General features: G+C 73.4%; 27 protein-coding genes and 1 tRNA gene. 10 read left to right on the top strand and 18 right to left on the bottom strand.

Going from position 1 to position 20,965, the window contains the following annotated elements:
- Positions 1-57: 57 nt before the first annotated feature.
- The gene (locus L7D48_RS10895) at positions 58-1,317 is read right to left on the bottom strand and encodes a hypothetical protein (RefSeq protein ID WP_237878783.1); all 1,260 of its coding nucleotides are present in this window, start codon (positions 1,315-1,317) and stop codon (positions 58-60) included.
- A 101-nt stretch (positions 1,318-1,418) separates the two neighbouring features.
- Positions 1,419-1,721: a hypothetical protein gene (locus L7D48_RS10890; protein ID WP_237878781.1), complete on the bottom strand. Its 303-nt coding sequence runs from the start codon at positions 1,719-1,721 to the stop codon at positions 1,419-1,421.
- Positions 1,722-1,752: 31 nt separating this feature from the next.
- Between L7D48_RS10890 and L7D48_RS10885 the strand changes: the two genes are divergently transcribed.
- Positions 1,753-1,824: transfer RNA gene (locus L7D48_RS10885), tRNA-Val, on the top strand.
- 175 nt (positions 1,825-1,999) lie between these two features.
- Here L7D48_RS10885 and L7D48_RS10880 read toward each other — a convergent pair.
- Together L7D48_RS10880 and L7D48_RS10875 are read right to left on the bottom strand one after the other, a co-directional pair.
- A complete protein-coding gene (locus tag L7D48_RS10880; RefSeq protein WP_237878780.1) occupies positions 2,000-2,413 on the bottom strand; it encodes a hypothetical protein in 414 nt (137 codons plus the stop codon).
- Between the two features lie 421 nt (positions 2,414-2,834).
- A complete protein-coding gene (locus L7D48_RS10875) occupies positions 2,835-3,365 on the bottom strand; it encodes a hypothetical protein (protein WP_237878779.1) in 531 nt (176 codons plus the stop codon).
- 372 nt (positions 3,366-3,737) lie between these two features.
- On the opposite strand from L7D48_RS10875, the gene L7D48_RS29560 reads away from it, so the two are divergent.
- Positions 3,738-4,283, top strand: a complete 546-nt coding sequence (locus L7D48_RS29560; protein WP_374491923.1) for a GIY-YIG nuclease family protein — start codon at positions 3,738-3,740, stop codon at positions 4,281-4,283.
- A 97-nt stretch (positions 4,284-4,380) separates the two neighbouring features.
- Here the strand turns inward: L7D48_RS29560 and L7D48_RS10865 are convergent, their stop codons facing one another.
- The 3 genes from L7D48_RS10865 to L7D48_RS10855 form a co-directional block, all read right to left on the bottom strand.
- Positions 4,381-5,001: an SMI1/KNR4 family protein gene (locus L7D48_RS10865; RefSeq protein ID WP_237878777.1), complete on the bottom strand. Its 621-nt coding sequence runs from the start codon at positions 4,999-5,001 to the stop codon at positions 4,381-4,383.
- 174 nt (positions 5,002-5,175) lie between these two features.
- Positions 5,176-5,550, bottom strand: coding sequence for a VOC family protein (locus L7D48_RS10860; protein ID WP_237878776.1), 375 nt, complete (start codon positions 5,548-5,550; stop codon positions 5,176-5,178).
- Positions 5,551-5,771: 221 nt separating this feature from the next.
- Positions 5,772-7,286: an alpha/beta hydrolase gene (locus tag L7D48_RS10855; protein WP_237878775.1), complete on the bottom strand. Its 1,515-nt coding sequence runs from the start codon at positions 7,284-7,286 to the stop codon at positions 5,772-5,774.
- An 86-nt stretch (positions 7,287-7,372) separates the two neighbouring features.
- On the opposite strand from L7D48_RS10855, the gene L7D48_RS10850 reads away from it, so the two are divergent.
- From L7D48_RS10850 to L7D48_RS10840, 3 genes are all read left to right on the top strand, one after another.
- Positions 7,373-8,296: a MerR family transcriptional regulator gene (locus tag L7D48_RS10850; RefSeq protein ID WP_237878774.1), complete on the top strand. Its 924-nt coding sequence runs from the start codon at positions 7,373-7,375 to the stop codon at positions 8,294-8,296.
- A 112-nt stretch (positions 8,297-8,408) separates the two neighbouring features.
- On the top strand, positions 8,409-8,819 hold the full coding sequence (locus tag L7D48_RS10845; protein WP_237878773.1) for a RidA family protein: 411 nt from the start codon (positions 8,409-8,411) through the stop codon (positions 8,817-8,819).
- A gap of 149 nt (positions 8,820-8,968) precedes the next feature.
- Positions 8,969-9,598 (top strand): tellurite resistance TerB family protein, encoded by a 630-nt coding sequence (locus L7D48_RS10840; RefSeq protein ID WP_237878782.1) that lies wholly within the window; start codon positions 8,969-8,971, stop codon positions 9,596-9,598.
- 28 nt (positions 9,599-9,626) lie between these two features.
- On the opposite strand, the gene L7D48_RS10835 is transcribed toward L7D48_RS10840, so the two are convergent.
- The 7 genes from L7D48_RS10835 to L7D48_RS10805 all read right to left on the bottom strand — a co-directional run bounded on the left by L7D48_RS10835 (position 9,627) and on the right by L7D48_RS10805 (position 14,825).
- Positions 9,627-10,481: a GvpL/GvpF family gas vesicle protein gene (locus L7D48_RS10835; RefSeq protein WP_237878772.1), complete on the bottom strand. Its 855-nt coding sequence runs from the start codon at positions 10,479-10,481 to the stop codon at positions 9,627-9,629.
- Positions 10,478-10,792, bottom strand: a complete 315-nt coding sequence (locus L7D48_RS10830) for a gas vesicle protein K (protein WP_093654800.1) — start codon at positions 10,790-10,792, stop codon at positions 10,478-10,480. Before L7D48_RS10830 ends, L7D48_RS10835 begins: the two co-directional genes overlap by 4 nt.
- Before the next feature lie 81 nt (positions 10,793-10,873).
- Positions 10,874-11,782, bottom strand: a complete 909-nt coding sequence (locus L7D48_RS29295) for a gas vesicle protein (protein ID WP_308312275.1) — start codon at positions 11,780-11,782, stop codon at positions 10,874-10,876.
- Between the two features lie 34 nt (positions 11,783-11,816).
- Positions 11,817-12,413 (bottom strand): gas vesicle protein, encoded by a 597-nt coding sequence (locus tag L7D48_RS29290; protein ID WP_308312274.1) that lies wholly within the window; start codon positions 12,411-12,413, stop codon positions 11,817-11,819.
- Between the two features lie 78 nt (positions 12,414-12,491).
- Complete coding sequence (locus L7D48_RS10815; protein WP_237878771.1) at positions 12,492-12,980, bottom strand: hypothetical protein; 489 nt, start codon at positions 12,978-12,980, stop codon at positions 12,492-12,494.
- Complete coding sequence (locus L7D48_RS10810) at positions 12,977-13,462, bottom strand: DUF6415 family natural product biosynthesis protein (protein WP_237878770.1); 486 nt, start codon at positions 13,460-13,462, stop codon at positions 12,977-12,979. The genes L7D48_RS10815 and L7D48_RS10810 overlap by 4 nt, the downstream gene beginning before the upstream one ends.
- A 178-nt stretch (positions 13,463-13,640) precedes the next feature.
- Positions 13,641-14,825 (bottom strand): helix-turn-helix domain-containing protein, encoded by a 1,185-nt coding sequence (locus L7D48_RS10805; protein WP_237878769.1) that lies wholly within the window; start codon positions 14,823-14,825, stop codon positions 13,641-13,643.
- 113 nt (positions 14,826-14,938) lie between these two features.
- Here L7D48_RS10805 and L7D48_RS10800 point away from each other — a divergent pair, with 113 nt between their 5' ends.
- Positions 14,939-15,469: a flavoprotein gene (locus L7D48_RS10800; RefSeq protein WP_237878768.1), complete on the top strand. Its 531-nt coding sequence runs from the start codon at positions 14,939-14,941 to the stop codon at positions 15,467-15,469.
- Between the two features lie 31 nt (positions 15,470-15,500).
- On the opposite strand, the gene L7D48_RS10795 is transcribed toward L7D48_RS10800, so the two are convergent.
- On the bottom strand, positions 15,501-15,797 hold the full coding sequence (locus L7D48_RS10795) for a hypothetical protein (RefSeq protein WP_237878767.1): 297 nt from the start codon (positions 15,795-15,797) through the stop codon (positions 15,501-15,503).
- 236 nt (positions 15,798-16,033) lie between these two features.
- Positions 16,034-16,477, bottom strand: a complete 444-nt coding sequence (locus L7D48_RS10790) for an ATP-binding protein (protein ID WP_237878766.1) — start codon at positions 16,475-16,477, stop codon at positions 16,034-16,036.
- 169 nt (positions 16,478-16,646) lie between these two features.
- On the opposite strand from L7D48_RS10790, the gene L7D48_RS10785 reads away from it, so the two are divergent.
- From L7D48_RS10785 to L7D48_RS10775, 3 genes are read left to right on the top strand one after another with little or no spacing between them, the layout of a single operon-like run.
- On the top strand, positions 16,647-17,486 hold the full coding sequence (locus L7D48_RS10785) for a helix-turn-helix transcriptional regulator (protein WP_237878765.1): 840 nt from the start codon (positions 16,647-16,649) through the stop codon (positions 17,484-17,486).
- 3 nt (positions 17,487-17,489) lie between these two features.
- Positions 17,490-17,726: a DUF397 domain-containing protein gene (locus L7D48_RS10780; RefSeq protein ID WP_093654814.1), complete on the top strand. Its 237-nt coding sequence runs from the start codon at positions 17,490-17,492 to the stop codon at positions 17,724-17,726.
- A gap of 43 nt (positions 17,727-17,769) precedes the next feature.
- Positions 17,770-18,591: an SAM-dependent methyltransferase gene (locus tag L7D48_RS10775; RefSeq protein WP_237878764.1), complete on the top strand. Its 822-nt coding sequence runs from the start codon at positions 17,770-17,772 to the stop codon at positions 18,589-18,591.
- A gap of 124 nt (positions 18,592-18,715) precedes the next feature.
- On the opposite strand, the gene L7D48_RS10770 is transcribed toward L7D48_RS10775, so the two are convergent.
- On the bottom strand, positions 18,716-19,387 hold the full coding sequence (locus L7D48_RS10770; protein WP_237878763.1) for a DedA family protein: 672 nt from the start codon (positions 19,385-19,387) through the stop codon (positions 18,716-18,718).
- A 181-nt stretch (positions 19,388-19,568) separates the two neighbouring features.
- Between L7D48_RS10770 and L7D48_RS10765 the strand changes: the two genes are divergently transcribed.
- On the top strand, positions 19,569-20,303 hold the full coding sequence (locus L7D48_RS10765; protein WP_237878762.1) for a superoxide dismutase family protein: 735 nt from the start codon (positions 19,569-19,571) through the stop codon (positions 20,301-20,303).
- A gap of 118 nt (positions 20,304-20,421) precedes the next feature.
- Here the strand turns inward: L7D48_RS10765 and L7D48_RS10760 are convergent.
- Positions 20,422-20,965 (bottom strand): HNH endonuclease family protein (locus L7D48_RS10760; protein WP_237878761.1); only part of this gene is annotated, 544 nt, incomplete at its 5' end.

Here is a 20,965-nt window from a genome sequence, read left to right as displayed (position 1 = left end):
CGGCACCACGGCGGGAGCGGGCCGCGTACGTAAGGCCGGGCGGGACCGGGCGGGGGCTCAGCCGCCCGCCGCCCGCTCCTCGCGTATCCGGCGCACCACGTCCGCCACCGTCTCCCGGATGGCGTCCAGCTCCGTCACGAAGCCCCACCAGTCCGGATGCCGTCCGGACAGCCCCGCCACCGCCCGCTCCAGCCGCGCCACCGAGTCGTCCAGCGGACCCGCGTGCCGGGGGTCGGGATGGCTGCGCCCGGCCATCGCCAGCCGCTGGGCGTCCCGGATGGCGAAGCGCGTCCGCTCCACCTCTCCGCTGTGGTCGAAGGAGACCTCGTTCAGCCGCCGCAGACGCTCACCGGCCGCCGAGACCGCCTCGTCCGCGTCGTTCAGCAGCGCCCGCACCGTCGACAGCCGGGCGGTGGCGTCCGCCCACCGCTGCTCCTGCCTGGCGGTACGCGCCTCGGCCAGCTTCTCCTCCGCCTGCCGCACCGCGCCCGCCACCTGATCCGGCACGTTCTGCAGATCCTCCCAGCACGCGACGGTGAACCGCCGCCGCAGCTCGCTCAGCACCGGCCCGACGTTCTCCGCCCGGTGCCGCAGCGCCTCGGCGCGGGTGCGCAGGGAGGACAGCCGCCGGTCGGTCTCGGCCGCCCGCTCCGGCAGCAGCTCGACCTCCCTGCGCACCCCCTCCGCCTCATGCAGCACGCGCTCGGCCCGCTGGAGGGTGTCCCGCACGCCGTGGCGCGCGGCGCCCTCGTTGAGTCTGGTCAGCTCGGGGGAGAGGGCGGCCAGCCGGGCCGCCGCCTCGTCGGCCCGCAGTCCGGCGGCGCGTACGGCGTCCAGCGCCTTCGTCGCGCCCAGCAGCGCCTGCCGGGCCCGCTCCACGGCGGGCGCCAGCCGGGCGAGCTGCGTCTCGGCCTTCTCCAGCAACGGACCGAGCCCCTGCCCGAACCGCTCCAGGTCCGCGCGGGTACGCTCCAGGTCCTCCCGCGCCTCGTCCATGGCCCGGCGGGCGCGCGAGGCGGTGTCGGCGTCCAGGTCGTCGCGCTCCAGGTCGTGGGCGTCCACGGTGGCGATGTACTCGTGGCTGACCTGGTCGATCCGCCGCCCGAACTCGGCGAAGTCCTCCACGGCCCGGCGCGAGGCCGGAGAGTCGTCGACGGCCGCCAGGGTCTCGATGGAGATCCGCAGATCCCGCTGCGCGGTGTCCAGTTCGTAGAACGCGGTGGCCGCCGCGTCCTTCGCGGCCTGGGCCTCGGCACGCCGGCTCTCGGCACGCCCGCCGCCGCCCCAGCCCCAGCGGCGTGCGCCGCCGCCGTTCATCGCCGCCACGTGTGTCCTCTCCCCTTACGCCCTCGCCGGCCCGGCTGCCATTCTCCCACCCGGCCCGGGGGAACACACGAGAGGCGACCGGGGCGATCACCTCAGGACCGGTCCCACCGGCTCACGGGGCGCACGGTCACATCGCCATTGGCCGCGCGGGCGGTCACGGCGGGGTCGCCCGCGCCGCCCCGCGGCACTTCCACCCGGGTGCCGCCGTTGTCGGCCGCGGCGTCCACGCGGTACGCGGCGCGGGGCACCTCGACGGTGACGTCCCCGTTGCGCCCGCGCGCCTCCACCCGCTCCGGCACCCGCACCAGGGCCAGCTTCAGCCCGCCGACGGCGTCCGGCGCCCCACCGGACCCGGGGTGGGGACAGCCCCCGCCTCCCGCGTTTATGGCGCACACGGCGCGGCACGGTACGCTGTGGGCTCACCCCGGGCGCATAGCTCAGCGGTAGAGCGCTGCCCTTACAAGGCAGATGTCGGCGGTTCGAACCCGTCTGCGCCCACCGGTACGAAGACCCCCGGCCCACCAGGGCCGGGGGTCTTCCGCGTCACCGCCCGGTACCAGTGGCCGTGATGGGGCCGCCGCACGGCTACCGGCCCTCCACGTCCATTTCTTCCGTCGGAGCCCGCAGGCTCGCGGACGGCCGGGGACTCACCGTCACCGCCTCCGGGGCGGCTTCACGCCCGTTCGGTTCCCGCCTCGTCGTCGTGGGCGGAACCGAGGTCGTAGGCGCCGAGGAGTGTGCCTGTCAGGACGAATGCGACCAGGACCGGTATGGGCATGAGCCCACCCGGGCGGTCGACATCGTCGATGTACACCGAGGAGACGCCGACCCACAGCGGTGTGCCGAGGAGGATCTGGAGCCAGGTGCGCCGTTCGCCGAGGACGCGCATCCCGATCCACAGCGCCAGGGGCATGAGTATCCATGTGGCGAGGACGGTGGCACCGAATTCGGGTAAGCCGGACCAGTCGTCCGGGTGGTCCGGTTCCTGACCGCGGGCCCACGCGAACCCGGCGCTCATCGTGAGGTGGCCGGCCGCTGTGGAGATGGCCGTGACCACGGCTGCTTTCAGGATGCGTACGTAATCCATGGTCGCTCCAAGACGAGAGGGAGGGCCTCCAGCGCTGTCGCCGCATGGTGGAGGCCCGTTTTGCAGGTCCCGCGACCGGTCGAGCCATCGGTGAGCGTACGGTTCGGCCGAGGACGCGACCCAGGAGGCCAAGCTGTCAGGCGATTTTTTCGCGCTGTAGTTCCCGGGCCCGGGCGAGTGGGGTCCGTTCGTGTGGCTTTGAACCTGAAAGGCCACTATCGCCAGCTACTGCTGAAGCAGGGCGCCCACCGGGGCCCGGAAAAAATTGAACGGTTGCGGGAACAGGCGGAGATTCACGAGTCTTCTCCGTAGACCGGTCCCCGGCGGCCCGCAGGCACCCGACAGGTTTTTTCGGATTGTCTGCCAGAAGATGCGCTTCGCAGTTCGCGGGAGAACCGGCTCGGTCGTCATGGCGCGGCAGTCAACCGCACGAATCGCAGATCCCTGTCGCAGGGAGCTGAACGAAACAGGTGGGACAGACCCGTGGAGGTTGGGCGTTCTTCTCACGTGCGCGGCGGCGCTCAACGGCTGCCTGCAGCCGGGGAGCAAGCGCCGCGGTGCCGCCGTCGGGCGGAAGTGTCGCGCCGAAACGGCGGTAGCACTTCAATCTCGCTTCGGCGGCGTGGCGTTCCCGTTCGAGTGTGTCTTCCAGCGGCGGCTCTCCCGCCACTTGGAGAACTTCCTTGTAGCCCTCGCCCACCATTCCGTCGTCGCTGTGAACCACCAGAGCGGTAAGCGGTGGATCACCACGGCGGTGCGCCTCACGGACGACCATGCCGAGGACAGTCCCGATCCAGTTGTGAAGCAGGGCCGAGGTGCGGATCTTGGAGGTTTTCTGGACCTTCTCCGCTAGTTCCTTGTAGGTGATGACCGAGTGGTATGTGCGTGCGACATCGATGAGCAGTGGATAGGCTTCCTCGGCCCAGACCTCGTGAGCTTCCATCGCCTTCATGGCAGAGCCATCGGACTCCCGCCAGTAACCCCGCTGTACCACGTTTCCCATCCCCCAGAAAAGTTTCGGCCGGTCAGGTCAACGGCACCGTGTCCAGCAGTCCACCGTAGGCGTCTGCGCCTCGTGCTCATCCTGCCCTCATGTCGTACGAGCTCTCAACCTTCGCCTCGGGCCAGGACAAGGGGCTGTTCGTGGCCCGTCAGCGGACCGAGAAGCACTTGTGGGAACAGCGCGGGCAGCCGGTCGACGCACACGGGTTCCGAACTGCGGCGCTGTCCGGGGCCCAGGAGATCGGGAGCTCCGAGGCTGTGTGCGCTGTCACTGGTCTCGGCTAGCGTGCGATTGCGTACGTCGTCGGCCCGGGGGGGTCCCATGCACGCTGCCGCACTCACCAGCCCGCCTCGACTCTGGTCGGCGGACGAAGTCCTGGTACGTCCCAGCCCTGTTCCCGCCGCTTCCGGCGTGTACGGATGGCACTTCACGAAGGCTCCATTCCCAGACCTGTCTGCTGGGCGACTTCTCTACGTGGGCATCGCTCCGCGGTACATGGCGAACCGGAAGAGCACCCAGAATCTTCGGAAGCGGGTGCGATATCACTTCCGGGGCAACGCGGCCGGATCCACGCTCCGGTTCACCCTGGGCTGTCTGCTCGGCCTGGAGTTGCGCCGAGTTGGCAGCGGCAAGCGCATGACTTTCGGCAAGGCAGGGGAGGCCGAGCTCAGCCGGTGGATGGCGGAGCACGCCCGCGTGTGCTGGGCGGAGCACCCGGAGCCATGGACGGTGGAGTCCGACTTGATCACCAGACTCGACCTACCTTTGAACCTCGACCAGAATCGGCACAACGGCTTCCACACCCGCCTCACCGAGATACGCGCCCGGGCCCGTCAGCGGGCCAGAGAACTGCCCGTCAGTACCTGAGCGTCCGGCCGCAGTGCCGAGGCCGTGCCTCGCTGTCGGGGTGTGCGCCCTGCAGAGCCCGGCTCGGGGCGGACCGGGGGTGGGCTGAGAGGCCCAGTCACCGCAGTGGCGTGAAGTCCCAGGAGAGCCTGTGCTCCTCGTCCACCACGGGTGTGTAGCCGTCGAGGGGCTCGCCGGTCTCGAGGGATGTGGCGATCCGTTCCATGAGCACCGGCAGGGACGTCCACATCTCGTGCGATCCGCGCATGACGCCTTCCACGGCCTCGACTTCGTGGACGCGCCCCCGGTCGGTCTCGGGACGGTGGTCCAGTACGAGGCAGCCTCCGCGGATGTCCCGCGCGATGGGAATCAACCGCGGATGCCCGTACAGGGCGCTGCTGAATCCGAGCTCCATGAAGTGGTAGACCTCCTCCTCTTCCTCCTCGTCCGTCGCGCACCTGTCGTAGAAGCCGGTGAGAAGACGCCACTGGGCCGCCGTCTCGCGTGTGCTCAACGGCCTGTAGGAGCCCGGCAGCAGCCAGGACCACTGGTCGAGGAGGCCGTCGTGCCGCAGCAGCGACTGCACCAGGGGTCTCAGCAGTGGTCGGCCGACGAGGCGTTCGAGCTCGGCGATGTCCGCCGGGTCCGCGGGCGGCGCCAGCGCGGCACGGGTGGCCGGGGCGTGCCCGGCCAGCCAGTTCTCGATTCGCGTCCACGACTCACTGATCGGTGCGGTCATGGCAGGGCATCCTGTCACCCGGTACTGACAGCCTCCGGGGAGCGGCCGGACGGCGGCCGTGGGCTCGGCCCGTACGGCCCGGGGACGGCCCCGGGCCGTACGGGGGAACTCGACGGCGGCAGGCGGCGCGTCACCGTCCGGCGTCAGCGGCCTCGGCCGGCCGCGCTCGGCCGGTTACAGATACGGCCGGGTGATCAGCTCGATCGCGTGGCCGGCGGGGTCCTTGAAGTACACCCCGCGACCGCCGTGCTCGGTGTTGGTCTCGCCCGGGCGCCGCATCTGCGGATCGGCCCAGTGCTCGATACCGCGCTCGCACAGCCGCCGGTACGCCCGGTCGAACAGGTCGTCGTCGACCAGGAACGCGTAGTGCTGCATCTGGATCTCCACCGGCGGCTCGGCGAACTGCAGCAGCACGCCGTCGGTGAGCTGGATGTTGGTGAACACGCCCCAGGACGGTGCTTCCGGCAGTTCCAGGAGCTCCCGGAAGAAACGGGCCGACTCGTTGCGGTCCCTGGCGGCGATGATGGTGTGGTTGAAGGTGACTGACACTTGGCTGACCCCGCTGTCGCTCGGCACGGAGAGATGGACTCGCGGTGCACGGGCGCGGGGAGGTCCGCGTGCCGAAACGTGGGGGTGCCTTCCGCGCCCCCGCCGTGCGGTCAGCCCTCCACCGGACAGCCGATCCGTGTGTGGCGTGGCGCCGGTCCGGTGTTCACGTCGGGCGACGTTACCGGGTTCCGCCGGGTACGCCAACAGAGTTTGGTGGCAAGTCAGTTCCGCAGGTGTCCCAGTACGGACCGCATCGCGCGGTCCACGGCCTGGCGGGCCGGTTCGGTGTGGTCGACGGTTTCGAAGCCGTGGTGGCCGCCGGGTACGTCGATCACCTCCACGGCGGCCTCGCAGTGCTCCGCCGCGGCCAGGAACTCCTGGACGGTAGCGGTGAGTTCGGGGAGTTCCAGCTCCACCCGGGTCAACACCACCGGCAGCCGTCCCGCGGTGCGCAGCGCGGTCGCGGGGTGGAAGCGGGAGGCGTCGACCGGCCAGCCCGGCGGGGGTACGAGCAGGGGGTAGGTGGCCGCCAGGCAGCGCAGCCACGGCGGGGGCGCGGCCAGCCAGTCCGCCGACAGCAGCCCGCCGCCGGAGAAGAACCACAGCGCGATCCGGTCCCCGTCCACGCGCGGGTCGGCCCGTACGAGGCGGACGGCCTCGCGGACGTCCTCGGCGGCTCGTCCGTAGTCGGCGATGTCGTGCAGCCGGTGGTCCACCGTCGCGCCGACGGCGCCCAGGTTCGCCGCGTACCGGGCGTAGCCGGTGAAGACGGGCCAGTCCCGGGGGGTGGGACGCGCCTCGGGCGGGACCGGGCCGCCGTGGACGAACACCACGGCGGGGCGGGGGCCGTCCGCTTCGGGCAGGTGGAGGTCGACCCGTCCCGTCCGCTCGCGGCGCGCCTCGGGTACGTCCACGATGAACGGCCGCAGGTGCGCGGGCCGTTCGTCCCGCGGCGGGGAGATCCGGTGCCCCTCTCCCGCGGCGGCCCGCAGCAGTACGCCGGCCAGTTCGCCGGGGGCGGAGAGCATCGGCCAGTGCCCGGTGGCGAGTTCGAAGAAGTCCACCCGGGGGCCGGTGAGTGCCAGGAAGCGTGGGTCGCCCAGGCCCACCATGGCCTCGACCGCGGCGATGCCCGGCCCGTTGGCGGTGCACAGGACGCCGGTCGCCGGTATCCGCGACACGGACTCGGCCAGCCGGAGCGGCTGGGTGAGGGTGTCCGCGGGCTGGGGCGAGGCGAGGCGGGCCAGCCGCTCCAGTGCCTCCTCGGGCACACCCGCGGTGCTGCCCCAGCGCCGCCAGCCGTCCGGGGAGGACGGGGGGAGCAGCCCGTCCCCGTGCCCGCCGCCCCGCCCGTCCGCGTGCGGGAGCCGTTCGCGGACCGTGCCGTCGGGCACGAGGGCGAGGGCCGGGTCGCCGTCACGGGGGATGCCCGTGTCCAGGTGGACGATCCGGGCGATCCGCTCCGGACGCCGCCCGGCCGCGCCCAGCGCCGGGTGGATGCCGTAGCAGTGTCCGACGAGCACCACCCGAGGCGCGTCCAGCCCGTCGATCAGCCGCACCAGGTCGTCGATGTGCGTCTCCAGGCCGGTGCCCGCTCCCGCCGGATCGCCGGGTCCGCCCATGCCGGTGAGTGTCACCGGGTGGGCTTGGGCCCCCGACTTCCGAAGCCGGCCGGCCACCTCCTCCCACACCCAGCCGCCGGTGTGGGCGCCCGGCACCAGCACGAAAGCCGTCATGGCGATGCTCCTCCCCGTTCCTTTCGGGCGCGGGCCGCCCGCGCCCGCCGGTACGGTAGGAACTCCCCCTGAGGGAGGTTCAAGCCTTGTCCCCTGACGGCCTGTGGAGCATCGGGGAGCTCGCCGAGCGGGCGGGCACCACCGTCAAGACCGTCCGCTTCTACTCCGACCGCGGACTGCTGCCCGAAGCCGGCCGCAGCGCCGGGGGCCACCGCCGCTACGGCCCCGAGGCGCTCGACCGGCTCCGTACGATCCGCTCGCTGCGGGCCCTCGGCGTACCGGTCCCCGAGGTGGGCCGGGCGCTGGAGCGGGACGGCGCGCTGGAGGACGTCGTGGCCGGCCGGCTGCGGGACGTCGGCGCGCAACTGGCCGCCCTGCGCTGGCGGGAGGCCGCCCTCCACCTGCTGCAGGACTGCACGGCCGAGGAGCGCGCCGACCGTCTGCGGCTGGTCGGTGCCGTGTCCGCCCCGCCCGGCACGGCGGCGCTGGCGCGTTTCTGGCGGGGCTGGCTGCCGCCGAGGCTTCCGGCCCGGCTGGTCTCGGAGATCCTCGAACACGCCGTCCCCCGGCCCCCGGACGACCCGACCCCGGCCCAGGTGCTGGCCTTCGCCCGGCTGCACGCCTTCGTCTCCGGCCCCTGCCCCGGCACCGCCCGGCAGCGTCAGCCCGCGGCGCACCGGCCGGAGGAGGGCTACCGCCCGGCGGTGCTCTACGGCGGCCTCGTCGAGGCGTACGGGCTGGCGGCACAGCCGATGCGGGCGGGACGGCCGCCGCACCGGGGCGAGGCGCTGGACTGCTTCGTCTCCGCCTACGCCCGCTCACGCGGCGCGCGCGACACCCCCGGTTTCCGGCGCGGGCTCAGGAGCCAACTCGCCGCCGATCCGCGCATCGACCGCTACTGGCAGCTCGTCGCCGAGGTGACCGCGCCGCCGGCCGGCCCGCCGGAGCCGACCCCCGGTGCCGCCCACGACTGGCTGCTCGCCGCGCTGTCGGAGGAGTCGGCCGCCTGACGGAGCGTTCGGCGACACGGTTCCCGCCCGTTTTTATCCGGAGGAGCGGACCCGGTGGGCTGTGGCAGGCTGGCGACCTTGCAGACCCGCAGACACGCCGAGAGGAACCGCCGTGCCCCGTGCCGTGACCCTCATCCGTTCCGGCTCCCTGTCCGACGTCGCCGAGTACGCGTACGCGGCCACCGCGCCCGCCGAGGCGCGGCTGGTCTTCCTCGCCGGGGCGTGCCCCCTGAACGAGGACGGGTCCACGGCGGCGAAGGGCGACTACGCCGGGCAGGCGGCGAAGGCGGTGGAGAACATGCGGACCGCGCTCGCCGATGCGGGCGCCTCGATCGAGGACGTCATCAGTACGCGGGTCCTGGTGGCGTCGAGCCGCCAGGAGGATCTGGTGACCGCCTGGGAGGTCGTCCGTGACGCCTTCGGGGACCACGACGTGCCCAGCACCCTGATGGGAGTGACGGTGCTCGGGTACGACGACCAGCTTGTGGAGATCGAGGCCGTCGCCGCCGTGCTCGATTCCTGAGCCGGCGAGACCGGCCCGCCCCGCCCCGAAAGGGTGATCCGGCCGCACCCGGAACCCGGGAGGGCCCTGGGGACGTTGGGATGGCGGACGGTGAACGAAGAACTGCGGCCCGCACAGGACGGGCGGCGGCCGAGGACGGGATGGCTCAAGTGGCGATGTGGGATCGGCTCAAGGACCAGGCCAGGAACCTCCAGCAGTCCCGGGGCGGGCAGGGCGTGGGAGGACCGGGGGCCGTCGGCCGGGGCGCGGCCGGCCAGGGCCACGGCTCCGGCCACGGCTCCGGCCCCGGAACCGGCCCCGGCTCCGGCCCCGGAACCGGCCCCGGCTCCGGTGGAGGGACGAAGGCCCAGCTGGTGGGCCTGCTGAAGTCCCAGCTCGCCTCGGCCAAGGCCGAGTTGAAGAGCGGCGCGTACCGGGACGCGAGCATGGCGATGTGCGCGCTGGTGGCCGCCGCCGACGGGCATGTGGACCCGTCGGAGCGGCAGCGTATGGAGTCGATGATCGTCGACAACGACGTTCTGCGGAACTTCCCGCCCGAGCAGCTGCGCCAGCGGTTCAACCGCCATGTGGACCGGCTCACGGCCGACTTCCAGGCGGGCCGGGCGGAGGCGCTGCAGGAGATCGCCAAGGCCGCCAAGAAGCCGGCGGAGGCCAGGGCCGTCGTCCAGACCGGCATCGTCATCGCCGGCGCCGACGGCCACATCGACCAGTCCGAGCAGCAGGCCGTGCGGGAGGCCTGCGCCGCACTGGGGCTCTCCGCGGCGGAGTTCGGCATGTAAGGACCGGACGGAACCCGAACGAGGCCGCTTAGTTCCGTTCCGGGGCGTGCCCCCACTCCGGGGTGTGCCCCCGTTCCGGGGCGGCGGGCTCGCGGGGGCCGTCGGGGAGGTCGGCGAAGGTGTAGGGCGGCCAGGGGCCGAGGAAGCGGATGCGGGCGGCGGGCTGTTCGTCCCGGAAGGCGGCCAGTACGGCGCCGACCGCCTCGATGTCTTCCGTGCGCGCCAGCAGGGCCGCCGAGAGGACGTCCGCCTCGCCCGGGTCGCGCACGCTGCGCGACCGCTCCCGCAGGTCCTCGGCCACGGCCAGCAGTCTGCGGCGCACATCCGCGTGGAGGACGTCGGCCAGGCGCTCGGAGGACTCCCGGCGCAGCTGTTCGAGCTGCTTGGCCAGCAGACGGCGCAGCCCGGGGGAGCGGCTCGCCATCTCCGCCTCCAGGGCGCGGGCGCGTTCGTCGTCGCGGGCGGCCTCCGCGCGGTCGACGGTGATCTCCACCCGCAGCTCCGCCCGGCCCTCCAGCGTCTCCAGCCGGGAGCGGAGCCCGGCCGCACGGGAGGTGAGCCAGTCGCGCAGGCGCTCCTCGGCGGTGCGGGGGTCCCGCGGCGAGGGATCGGGGGCGACCAGGACGTTGAACGTCATCGGCAGGAGCGAGCCGGTGCGCTCCCACACGGCCACCACCGCCCGGTCCTGCTCGGCCACCCGGCGCCGTACGTCCTCGTCCGTGCCCTGGTAGGGGGCCGGTTCCGCGTCGTGGACCAGTGCGGCCAGTCCCGTGCCCGGGGCGGCAAGCAGGCGCAGGGGGCGTTCGTCGATCCCGGTGACGCCGTCGGCGGCGCCGGGCCGGTCGGGGACCACCGCGTACACGTACAGGGCCGGCTCCGTCACCGCCGTGCCTCCTCGGCCCAGCGGGCGGGGTTGACCAGTTTGTCCACCACGTCGTCCACCACCTCGTCCAGGCCCCGGTGCAGATCCGCGACGGAGTCGGTGATGCCGTGGTCGGACTTGATCTCCTCGATGGCCTCGTCCAGCTCCAGCAGGGCGTCACCCAGGCGTTCGAGTTCCTCCTCGGTCAGGTCGCCGCCGTTCATCCGGCGCAGTGCCTGCCGCTCCAGGGCCTCCTGGATCACCTCGACCAGGGTGACGACCAGGGAGAGCACCCCCTGTTTGAGGCTCTTCTCGTCGACTGTGATGGCCATGCTCTTCTCCGTCCTTCTCTTCCCGGCCGCTGCCCGCCCGCCGCCTGCGCGCTGCCTCGCGGAGGGCGCGGTGTGCGCACGTCAGGCCGATGGCAGCGGCGCCGCGGTGCGCAGTGAGTCCAGTGCCCCGGCCCAGCGCCCCGGTTCGTCGGCCGTGAGCGTCACCGCTCCCCGCGAGGCCGTCTCCACGGTGACCACCGTCCCCCCGCCGGCCGGTGAGCGCCCGGGCGCGGTGCGGACGGCGGTGATGTCGTCGGCGGGCAGGACCAGGGCGGGGCGGGAGTCCAGCGGCGACTTCCACACCAGTGCGTCCGGGGTGAGCCGTCCCTGCCCGCCGCGCCACAGCGGGCCGTCGCGGCGCGGCTCGTGGTACCAGAGGTGGCCCTCGAGGATCGCCCGGCCGCCGTCGGCCCCCTCGCCGTCCCGCCGTTCCGGATCGGCGGGGGACGTCTCCAGAGGGCCGGGGCACGTACTCGCCAGCAGGGCGCGCAGCCTCTCCGGCTCGGTGCAGGACAGCAGGGCCTCACGTCCGTCCACCAGGGCGACGCGCAGCCTGGTGCGCTGCTCTCCGCCGACGCTCCGCTCGCTCTCCGGCCGCACCGCGCGCACCGCCGACAGCTCCGTCTCCCACAGCACCTCGCGCGGCTCGCGGCGCATCACGACCAGCCGCCGGTCGGTGAGGTGGACGGTGCCGGGGCGCCAGGTGGTCTGGAAGCCGTCCTCCAGCAGGTGGCCGCCGCGCATGTGGACGACATGCCGCTCCCCGGCGAGCAGTTCGAGTTCACGGCGCCCGGTGGAGCGCTCGGCCCAGGCGCGGGTGTCCTCGTCCCACCGGCGCAGCATGCCGTACTCCAGCATGGTCTCCATGCCCGCTATCGCGGCGCGCAGGCTGACGCCGATCAGCGGGATGTCGGCCACCGAGACGATGAGGTCCAGGTGGAGGACGGCGCCCTTGTTCAGCAGGACCTCGACCAGGTCGTCCAGCGTCACGCGCGGATCCCTGGTGGGCTTCATCGGCGGGCGTTCAGCCGTCACGGCCACCGCCCCCGCCGCCTTCCGGGCCCTGGTCGCCTCCCGGACCGCCGCCGTCCTCCGGGCCCCCGCGGTCGTCCTCCGGGCCTCCGCGGTCGTGCGAGCCGCCGCCGTCGTCGGCAAGTGCGCGCGGGGCGGCGCGACCCCGTGCCAACCGGGCCTGAGCGCTGCGCCAGCCGCACCACGGGCACATGTCCTCCAGCAACTGGTGCACCGGAGAACGCTTTCCGCACTCGGGACAGCTGTCCTTCTCCTCGCGGGCCTCGCGCCAGGCGGCCGTGTCGACATCGGTGCCGGAGGGGAACTCCAGCCCGTAGCGCGCGGCGGTCTCGAAGGAGGCCAGCGCCGCCCGCAGCCGGATGCCGAGGAGTTCGACGCCGGCCACCGACACCATGATGTCCGCGTTGAGCACCAGCCCCTTGTCGAGGAGGGTCTCCACCACATGGGCGAGGCTGCCCTCGCCGTCCCGCCGCGGCTCCAGGGGCTGGGGTGTCAGCGTCCGGGCCCGCGGCGCCGCGGGTACGCGCGGCGGCGCGGGCCGGACCGCGTCGGCCTCGGCGGGAACGCCTCTCTCCTGGTAATCGCTCACCCGTTACGCCTATCCGGGTGACCGCTTCCCATGCGTCCGCGGCGCGGGCTCAGCCGGGCGTACGGCGTGAGGGCCCTCTCAACCGGCCGTTCCCGCGGCCTCGGCCGCCGCGGCGGCGCGGGCCTCGGCGTAGGCGTCACGCAGGTCGGGGCCCCATGCGGGCGCGCGGTCCGAGGGCGGGACGATCCAGCCCCGGTTGCCGACCGGATCCGGTTCGGCGACGTCCGGGTGCGGCAGCAGCACCAGGGTGCCGCGGCCCAGGACGGACATGCCGGCGACCTCCAGGCCGTCCGCCGAGCCCAGGGCGACGAGGAAGTCCGCGCCGAGCGGAGTGGACAGCACGGGGCCGAGCGGGGCCCGCGCCGCCCGCATCCTGCGGACCGTCTCCCGGGCGAGGGGCAGCGGGAGGCGCACCACGTCCCAGGCGATCCCGGCGGGCACCTCGCCCAGCGCGCCGTGCTCCCAGGCGGCCAGGACGGCGGGTACGCGGCCGGTCGGATCCAGCCAGCCGGTCGGCGGGGGCTGTACGGCGGTGCCGGCCGGTGCGGAGTGCGGGGAGATGGTCACGGTGTCGCCTTCCTGTTCCACTCGGGGGTCTGCCGCAGCAGCCATCGGCAGTCGTGCGCGAGGGACCTCACCTGCTGACGGGCGGAGTGCGGTTTGTCGTCCAGCTCCCGCCCGGCCTGGTTGGTGATCCAGTCCAGCCGTGCCCGGTAGCGCAGCCACTGGGTGGTGCTGGGGCGCAGGACGGCGGCACGGGCCCGCGCGATCGGCAGCAGCAGCCGGATGTGGTCGCGCAACCGGGCCTCCAGCTCCACCAGTTCCCCGTGGCGCAGGGGCGCGCTGCCGTGGGCCAGGGCGCGGCCGATGGTGTGCTGGATGGCGGCGGAGTCCACCAGTACGGCCGCCTCCGGCGGATCGGCGTCGGCCGCCGGGGCCGGCGGGTCGGTCCGCTCCGGGCCGGCCTGGCCGAACGGCCGCCTCCGGCCGGGCGGTTCACCGGCCACGGGCGGGGCCGCGGGTGGGGTGGCGTCTGGTGTGCTCTGCACGAGGTCCCCCGGACTTGTCACGGTCGCTTGCGGAACACAGCGTGGCGGCGTGACCGGCTCTCAACTGTCACTCTTCGGTGACAGGTGCCGTCGGCGTATGCGCGCGGGCGCACACGCCCCGGCGTCCGCGACCGGGCCTCGCACGCCGCCGCGTGCGGTCACAGGCGCTGACGGGCCGTCAGACGCCGACCCACGCGGCCATTCGCGTCAGGGTGTCCGGCGACCTGCGCCGCAGGTTCAGCAGGCCGCGCACCGTCTCCCGCACCCGGGGGTGGAAGCGGGTCTGCTGGGGCGCCAGCGTGCGCGCCTGCGCCAGCGAGGCCAGCGCCGCCTCGATCCGGCCGGTCTCCATCTCCGCGCGGGCCCGGTCCACCAGCAGGGCGGCCCGCCGGGAGGCGGCCCAGCCGCGCGGCGGGCGCACCGCGCGCGCCGCGCTCAGCGCCGCGTCGTACTGGCACAGCTCCAGCCGGGCGAACACCTCGTGCGTCCCGACGTTCGCCGGGCCGAAGGACAGCCAGTGCACCGCTCCCACCTCGCCGGTGCGCCGGGCGATCTCCCCGGCCCGCGCGAGGTGGGACTCCACGGCCGCCGCGTCGCCCGCGCGGGCCGCGATCACGGCCGCGCCCAGGTGGAGTTGCCCGGCCACCGCCAGGCTCTCGGTGCTCTGTCCGGTCTGGCGCAGCAGATCGTGCCCGACCGCCACCATGCGCAGGCCGATGCGGTGTTCGGCGTCCCGGCTGCGGTAGGACAGGGCCCGCTTGTACTGGCGGATCGCGCCGAGCAGCGGGTCGCCGGCGTGCTCGGCGGCCCAGCCCATCCGGTCCAGCGCCACGACGGCCAGGTCGTAGCTGCCGAGCTTCGTCGTCACGTCGTGCGCGCTGCGGTACGCCGAAGCCAGCGCGCGCCACAGCTCGGTGCTCGGGTGCTCCCGGCAGGAGACGGTCAGATCCGTCAGGAGGCCCGGCAGGCAGGCGGCCGCCTGGTACAGCCGGGCACCGCGCACGTCTCGGCACAGCGCGTCGGCGGCCGCGACCAGTTCGGGTGCGGGGAGGGCGGGGCCGCAGGGGTCGGGTGGCAGGTCGTAAAGGTCGAGCGCCTCGCGGATGGGCCGGACCAGGCCGTCGACGCGGTCGGGCCGGGGAGGGTGCGCGGACTGCCCCGTCAGGGTGGCGACATCGGTGCGCAGCGCCCTGGCCACGGCGGCCACGAACTGCGGCGAGGCGCTCTTGTGGCCGCTCTCGACGTGGCGCAGAAGGCTGTAGGAGTAGGGGATGCGCTGGGCGAGCCCCTGCTGTGTGAGTCCGGCGCGCTTGCGCTGGGCGGCGATCCGGTTACCGATGTGCTCGTCGTCGGATGCGGGCATACCGGGTCCCTCCGTTTCTCGCGGCATCTGAACGGTACCCGCGACCCGCCGTCCGTCCCAGTGAGTTCGCGCTGATCAGGTGTGGTGAACTGCGGAGTATGAGGAACCGAGTCATGTACCTGTTCGGTTGCGCCTCCCCACCCGTCGTCCACATCGACCGCGCGGTCCGCGAAGCGCAGGCGCGGGGGTGGGAGGTGTGCCTGGGGCTGACGCCGAACGCGCGGGAGTGGCTGGAGGACCGGCTGCCGGAGCTGGAGGAGCTGACCGGCCACCCGGTGCGCAGCGCCTACCGGTCCTACGGCAGGCCCGAGACGTGGCCCAGGACGGATGTCGTGGTGGTGGCCCCGGCGACCCTGCACACGGTCAACGCCTGTGCGCTGGGCATCACTTCGACGTTCGTCGTGGGCTTCGCCGCGGAGGCGATGGGCAAGCGCATCCCGCTGGTGGTGATGCCGTGCCTGAACTCCACCTACGCCCGGCACCCGCAGTTCGAGCGTTCGCTGGAGGTCCTGCGCGGAGAGGGCGTACGGGTGCTGTACGGCCCCGGCGGCTTCGAGCCGAACCCGCCGGGGCAGGGGCGCCCGGAGGAGTACCCGTGGCACCTCGCGCTGGACGCGGCGCACGAGGCGGTGCGGGGGCGCTGACCGGCGGCGCGCCCCGCCCCGGCGCGCCTGCTCAGCCGGCGCACCTCCTGCGGTGGTTGTCGATACTGGCCGGTGCTCCCGTGTAGCCGCAGGTGCACCTGTCCCAGTGCCCCTCCCGGACCGCCGCGTCCAGGACGGAGCGGCCGGAGTCGAAGCCGTGGTGGTGGAGCAGGCGCGCCACGGAGCCGCCGTACCGGGCCGCGAGCAGCGCCGCCTCCGCCGTCTTGTCGTGGCCGGGGGCGAAGAAGGAGCCGGTGCCGACCGGGGTACCGCAACCGCACCAGCAGGCGCCGGTCGGGGCGAGCCACGGCTGATCACTGTTCGTCATACCGCCGAAGGTAGCGCCGGGAGCCCGGCCGAGGGAGAGGAAACGGTGGGAAGGGCCCTGGGCCGAAGCCGGTCGCCGGGCGCCCGCGGGACGGAGGCCGGCGGGGGAGGGCCGGCAGAGGGAAGGCCCGAGCCGCCCCCACGCGGCTCGGGCCTGGTCCTTGTCTGCAGGGCCCGGGTCTCCTCCCCTCGCCGGGAGGGGACCCGGGCCCTTGCGGTCATCCGGCTCCGGACGGCTCAGGGCCGGATGACGGCCCACACGATGTGGCCCAGTCCGAGTCCTGCGGACTCCACCCCCCAGGCCTGTGTGAGCGATTCGATCAGCTGTAGTCCCCGGCCGCGCTCCTCGTCGGCCCGGGGGGAGCACAGCACCGGGGTGCTGGCGTAGCTGCCCTGGTCGCGCACCTCGATGCGTATCTGGTTGTCGGCGACGTACAGCAGGCAGCCGATGCGGTCGCTGTCCGTGTGCAGCACGGCGTTGGTGAACAGTTCGGAGACCACCAGCCGTGCCGTGTGGCAGACCTCCGGGGCGAAGCCCCACTGGAGCAGGCGCTCGAAGGCGCGGTCGCGGGCGTCGGCGACGGAGAAGGGCTGGGCCGGCAGCTCGAATGTCTCCTGGCGCAGGTCTGGGCACACGCCGACCGGTGCCGGGAGCGTCATCGTGCCTGGGGAGAGCGCCACGGCCGTCCGCCTTTCCGTACTTCCGCCTGTGGGGGCTCTCACTATCCTCGCTGCGGTAGGCAGAAGGCAAGAGGCGTCTTGCAAATTGCAGAATATTCAAGGCAGGCTGCATACGTCATAGACGGTGTGTCAGACTCACTGTCCGACCAGGGGTTTCGAGGGAGGGAACGTGGCGACCGTCGGGCGGATCGTGCTCGGTCTGCGACTCCGCGACCTGCGGGAAAAGGCCGGATGCTCCTTCGAGGAGGCCGCTGCCGCGCTCAGCGTCAACGCCGCGACGGTACGGCGGATGGAGAAGGCCGAAGTCGGCCTGAAACCGCTGTTCGTGGAGAAGCTGCTGGAGACCTACGGCGTCGAGCGGCAGGAGATCGACTCCTTCCTGGCGCTGGTGGAGGAGTCGCGCAAACCGGGATGGTGGCACCGTTTCCGTGACGTACTGCCCGACTGGTTCGGCCTGTACGTGAGTCTGGAGGGATCCGCCTCCGTCATCCGCGGCTACGAGCCCCACTGCGTCCCCGGCCTGCTCCAGACCGAGGACTACGCCCGCGCCCTGCTGCGCACCGGCTTCCCCAACGCGCCCGAGGACGAGCTCGAACGCCGGGTCGCGCTGCGCCTGGGCCGGCAGCGGCTCCTCACGAAGCCGGGCGCCCCGCGGCTGTGGGTCGTGGTTGACGAAACGGTCCTTCACCGGCCCGTCGGGGGGCCTGAGGTCATGCGGGCGCAGATCGACCGGCTCCTGGAGGCGACCGCGCTGCCGAACGTCACCCTCCAGATCCTGACGTTCGGGGCGGGCCCGCACCCGGGCATGTTCGGGCCCTTCCAGCTGTTCCGCTTCGACATACCGGAACTGCCGGACATCGTCTACACCGAGAGCCTCACAGGGGCCGTCTATCTGGACGAACGCCCCGACACGGCCGCCTACCTGGAGGTCCTGGACCGCATGGGCGCGCAGGCCGTATCAGTACGACACACCGAGGAGCTGCTCGGTGACATTCGCAAGGAGTTCTGACCGATGGGTCACATTTACAACGGGATGCCGGCCAAGGAACTCGGGACCGAGGGCTGGCACAAGCCGTGGAGCGGCACCAACGGCGGCAACTGCGTGGAAGCGATGAAGCTCGGTGACGGACGGGTGGCCCTGCGGCAGTCCAGCGACCCCGACGGCCCCGCGCTGATCTACACCTACCAGGAGATCGAGTCCTTCATCCGGGGCGCCAAGCTCGGGGAAGCCGACTTCCTGCTCGCCTGAACCGCACCACCACCGACCACGACCACCCCCCACGGGAGACCAGATGACCGCCCAGGGCTTCTCCGCCGACGACATCGACACCAGCAGACCGCACTCGGCGCGCATGTACGACTACTTCCTCGGAGGGAAGACCAACTACGAGGCCGACATCCAGGGCGCCGAGGCGGTCATCTCCTTCTGGCCGGGAGTGCGCACCGGAGCCCGAGTCAACCGCGCCTTCATGCACCGGGCTTCCCGGTGGCTGGTGCGCGAGGCGGGCATCCGGCAGTTCCTGGACATCGGCACCGGCATACCCACCGAGCCCAACCTGCACCAGGTCGTCCAGGCCATCGCACCCGAGGCCCGGGTCGTCTACGCCGACAACGACCCCATCGTGCTGCGCTACGCGCAGGCGCTGCTGCGCAGCACCCCCGAGGGCCGCACCGCGTACCTGCACGCGGACGCGACCGACCCCGACTCGGTCCTGAACCACCCCGAACTCCACGAGGTCCTGGACCTGAGCCGGCCGGTCGGGCTCTCCCTCAACGCGCTGCTCCACTACATCAGCGACGAGAGCAGGCCGCACGAGATCGTCGCGCGGCTGGTGGACGCGATGCCGTCGGGCAGCTACCTCACCCTCACCCACTGCACCCCCGACCTCGACCCCGAGACCTGGGAGCGCCTGAACAGCCTCTCCATGTCCGGCTCCGCGGCCTCGGCCAAGGCCCGGACGCGCGAGGAGATCCTGCGGTTCTTCGACGGGCTGGAGTTCGTCGAGCCCGGCCTGACCGTGCCGCACCGCTGGCGGCCGGAGCCGGACCAGCCGCTCGCGGACGCCTCGGACGCCGAGGTGTCCCTCTACGCCGCCGTCGCCCGCAAGCCCTGAGGGCGGGCCCGCGACGCGGGCCGCAACGCCGTGCGCCGCGCTTCCGAACGGAAGGCGGCGGCACGCGGTGTTGCGGCCCGCGTTGCGGCACCACCCCCGGCGCGGGCGGCCGCTCAGGAGGGGGTCAGGAGGCCCGCGCCACCGGCACCGGTCTGCGCCGTACCAGGAAGGCCGCCAGGGCGCCCGCGCCGAAGAGGGCCAGCACCGAGACCGCGGCCCCCAGCCACGTCGCCCCGAGCCACTGCCCGCCCACATAGCCGGCGCCGACGCCGTACCCGGCCCAGGCCAGGCCCGCCAGGGCCGACCACGGCAGGAACTCCCTGGTGCGCCGCTGCTCCACGCCGGCGACCAGGCTCATCACCGAGCGCCCGCCCGGAGCGAACCGGGCGAGGACGACCAGAGGGCCCCCGCCGCGCGCCAGCGCGTGGCCCAACCGCTTCCGGGCGCCGGCCAGTTGACGTGAACGGGCGATGGTCCGGGCGAAACGGTCGCTGCCGCGCCGGGCCAGCCGGTACACCGCCAGATCGCCCAGGACCGACGCCGCGGCCGCGCACAGCACCAGCGCGCACACGGTCGGGAGCGGGGCGTCCGGGGCGGGTGCGGCGATCGCGGCGGCGCCGGCCGCCGTGCCCGCGGCCGCCGTGCCCGCGGCCGTCGCGCCCGCGGCGGTGGCCGCCGCCGCGATCACGATGACGCCGCTGGGCAGGAAGGGGAGGAAGACGTCGAGCAGCACCGACAGCGCTATGAGCACATAGATCCAGGGGGCGTAGATCAACTCCCCCAGCGTTTCCTGCACGTTCACTCCCCGGTGCGGCCCCTGCCGCGGGGCGGCCTACCGCCGATCAGCGTACGCCCGCGTCACCCGTGAGGATCAGCTGGGGTGCCGCGGCACGTCATCTCCCCACCGTCCGGCCGGAGTCGGCGGAGCATGGGCGGCCGTACGGAACGACACGACGAACCGAGCAGGAGGGGCCGACATGCTCAGGGGCAGGAAACCGGCGGACAGGGCGGCGCACAGGACGGCGGGCGAGGCCGCGCGCAGGACGGTGGCCGCGGCCGTCGCGACGGCCGCGGCGGCGGCGCTGCTGACCGCCGCGGGACCGGCGGGCGGCGCGGGAGCGGCCGAACCGGTCGGGACGGCGGAACTCCTCGGCGCCGTCGAGTCGGTCGCGGACGTCGGCATCGGCGGTTTCGGGATCGGGGGCAGGCACCGGGTGGCGTGGACGGGCGCGGAGTTCGCCCCACCGGGGAAGTCCGACGCGCCGGCCGCGGTGACGTACGACCGGGCCCTCGTCCCCGTCGGAGCCGGGGTCTCGGTGGCCCGTTACGACAGCCGCCGGGGGATGACGGTCGCGCTGGGTGTGCGGGGGCTGCCCGAGGGCCGCGGCTACGGGGCGCACGTCCACACCGGGCCGTGCGGCGCCCGGCCCGGTGACTCCGGCCCGCACTACCGCAACGTCCCCGCCCCGCGCGGCTCGTCCACCGGTCCCCGCCACGCCAACCCCGAGAACGAGGTCTGGCTGGACTTCACGACCGACGAGCACGGCGAGGGCAGGGCGCTGTCCAGCCACATGTGGCGCTTCCGCGCCGGCGAGGCGCGGTCCGTGGTGATCCACGAGCACCGCACGCGGCACGACCCCGGGCACGCCGGTGACGCGGGCAGGCGGCTGGCCTGCGTCACGGTGTCGCTCGACCCGGAGCCCAGGAGGTAGGGGCGGCGGATTCGGGCGGGGCCCGGCCGAGGCGTTCGTCCGGCCGGGCCCCGCCGTCTTCGCCGTCTTCCCGCCGCGGGTTCCGGCCGCGACCGGAGGCCAGGGGCGCCGCGCCCGGTCAGCAGCCGCTCAGCACGCTGCCGAGCCTGCTCTTCTCGGCGGAGTCCACGGACAGGCCGTAGCTGTACTTCACCCAGACCCACATCCGGGCGTAGGTGCAGTGGTAGGCGGAGCGCGGCGGCATCCACTCCGCGGGGTCCTTGTCGCCCTTGGACTGGTTGACGTTGTCGGTCACCGCGATGAGCTGCGCGATGGACAGGTTGTTGGCGAACGACTGCCGCTTGGAGGTGGTCCAGGAGTTCGCGCCCGAGCGCCAGGCCTCGGCCAGCGGCACGACGTGGTCGATGTCCACGTCGGAGGCCGCGTACCAGGTGGCGCCGTCGTAGGGCGAGTACCAGCGGCCGCTGGTGGCCCTGCAGCTGCTGTCCTGCACCACGCTCGTGCCGTCGCGCTCGAGGACGACCTCACGGGTGTTGCAGGTGCCGCTCTGGGTGATCCAGTGCGGGAACTTGTCGCGGCTGTAGCCGTCCGACGAGCCCTCGGCGCGGACCGTCAGCGAGGCGAGGTAGGAGCGGGCGGTGGAGGCGCTCGGCGGGGTGGGG

Source organism: Streptomyces sp. ICN903, from assembly GCF_022015835.1.
GTDB classification, from domain to species: Bacteria; Actinomycetota; Actinomycetes; order Streptomycetales; family Streptomycetaceae; genus Streptomyces; species Streptomyces fenghuangensis.
Note: the sequence above shows the minus strand (reverse complement) of the source record. Positions and strands in the feature narration are given on the sequence as shown.

Coding starts and splice junctions, on each gene's coding strand:
- L7D48_RS10865 (WP_237878777.1), bottom strand. CDS start 5,001: ATGACCGCACCGATCAGTGAGTCGTGGACGCGAATCGAGAACTGGCTG.
- L7D48_RS10830 (WP_093654800.1), bottom strand. CDS start 10,792: ATGGCCATCACAGTCGACGAGAAGAGCCTCAAACAGGGGGTGCTCTCC.
- L7D48_RS10805 (WP_237878769.1), bottom strand. CDS start 14,825: ATGCCCGCATCCGACGACGAGCACATCGGTAACCGGATCGCCGCCCAG.
- L7D48_RS10855 (WP_237878775.1), bottom strand. CDS start 7,286: ATGACGGCTTTCGTGCTGGTGCCGGGCGCCCACACCGGCGGCTGGGTG.
- L7D48_RS10795 (WP_237878767.1), bottom strand. CDS start 15,797: ATGACGAACAGTGATCAGCCGTGGCTCGCCCCGACCGGCGCCTGCTGG.
- L7D48_RS10875 (WP_237878779.1), bottom strand. CDS start 3,365: ATGAAGGCGATGGAAGCTCACGAGGTCTGGGCCGAGGAAGCCTATCCA.
- L7D48_RS10880 (WP_237878780.1), bottom strand. CDS start 2,413: ATGGATTACGTACGCATCCTGAAAGCAGCCGTGGTCACGGCCATCTCC.
- L7D48_RS29560 (WP_374491923.1), top strand. CDS start 3,738: ATGCACGCTGCCGCACTCACCAGCCCGCCTCGACTCTGGTCGGCGGAC.
- L7D48_RS10775 (WP_237878764.1), top strand. CDS start 17,770: ATGACCGCCCAGGGCTTCTCCGCCGACGACATCGACACCAGCAGACCG.
- L7D48_RS10765 (WP_237878762.1), top strand. CDS start 19,569: ATGCTCAGGGGCAGGAAACCGGCGGACAGGGCGGCGCACAGGACGGCG.
- L7D48_RS10780 (WP_093654814.1), top strand. CDS start 17,490: ATGGGTCACATTTACAACGGGATGCCGGCCAAGGAACTCGGGACCGAG.
- L7D48_RS10800 (WP_237878768.1), top strand. CDS start 14,939: ATGTACCTGTTCGGTTGCGCCTCCCCACCCGTCGTCCACATCGACCGC.
- L7D48_RS10895 (WP_237878783.1), bottom strand. CDS start 1,317: ATGAACGGCGGCGGCGCACGCCGCTGGGGCTGGGGCGGCGGCGGGCGT.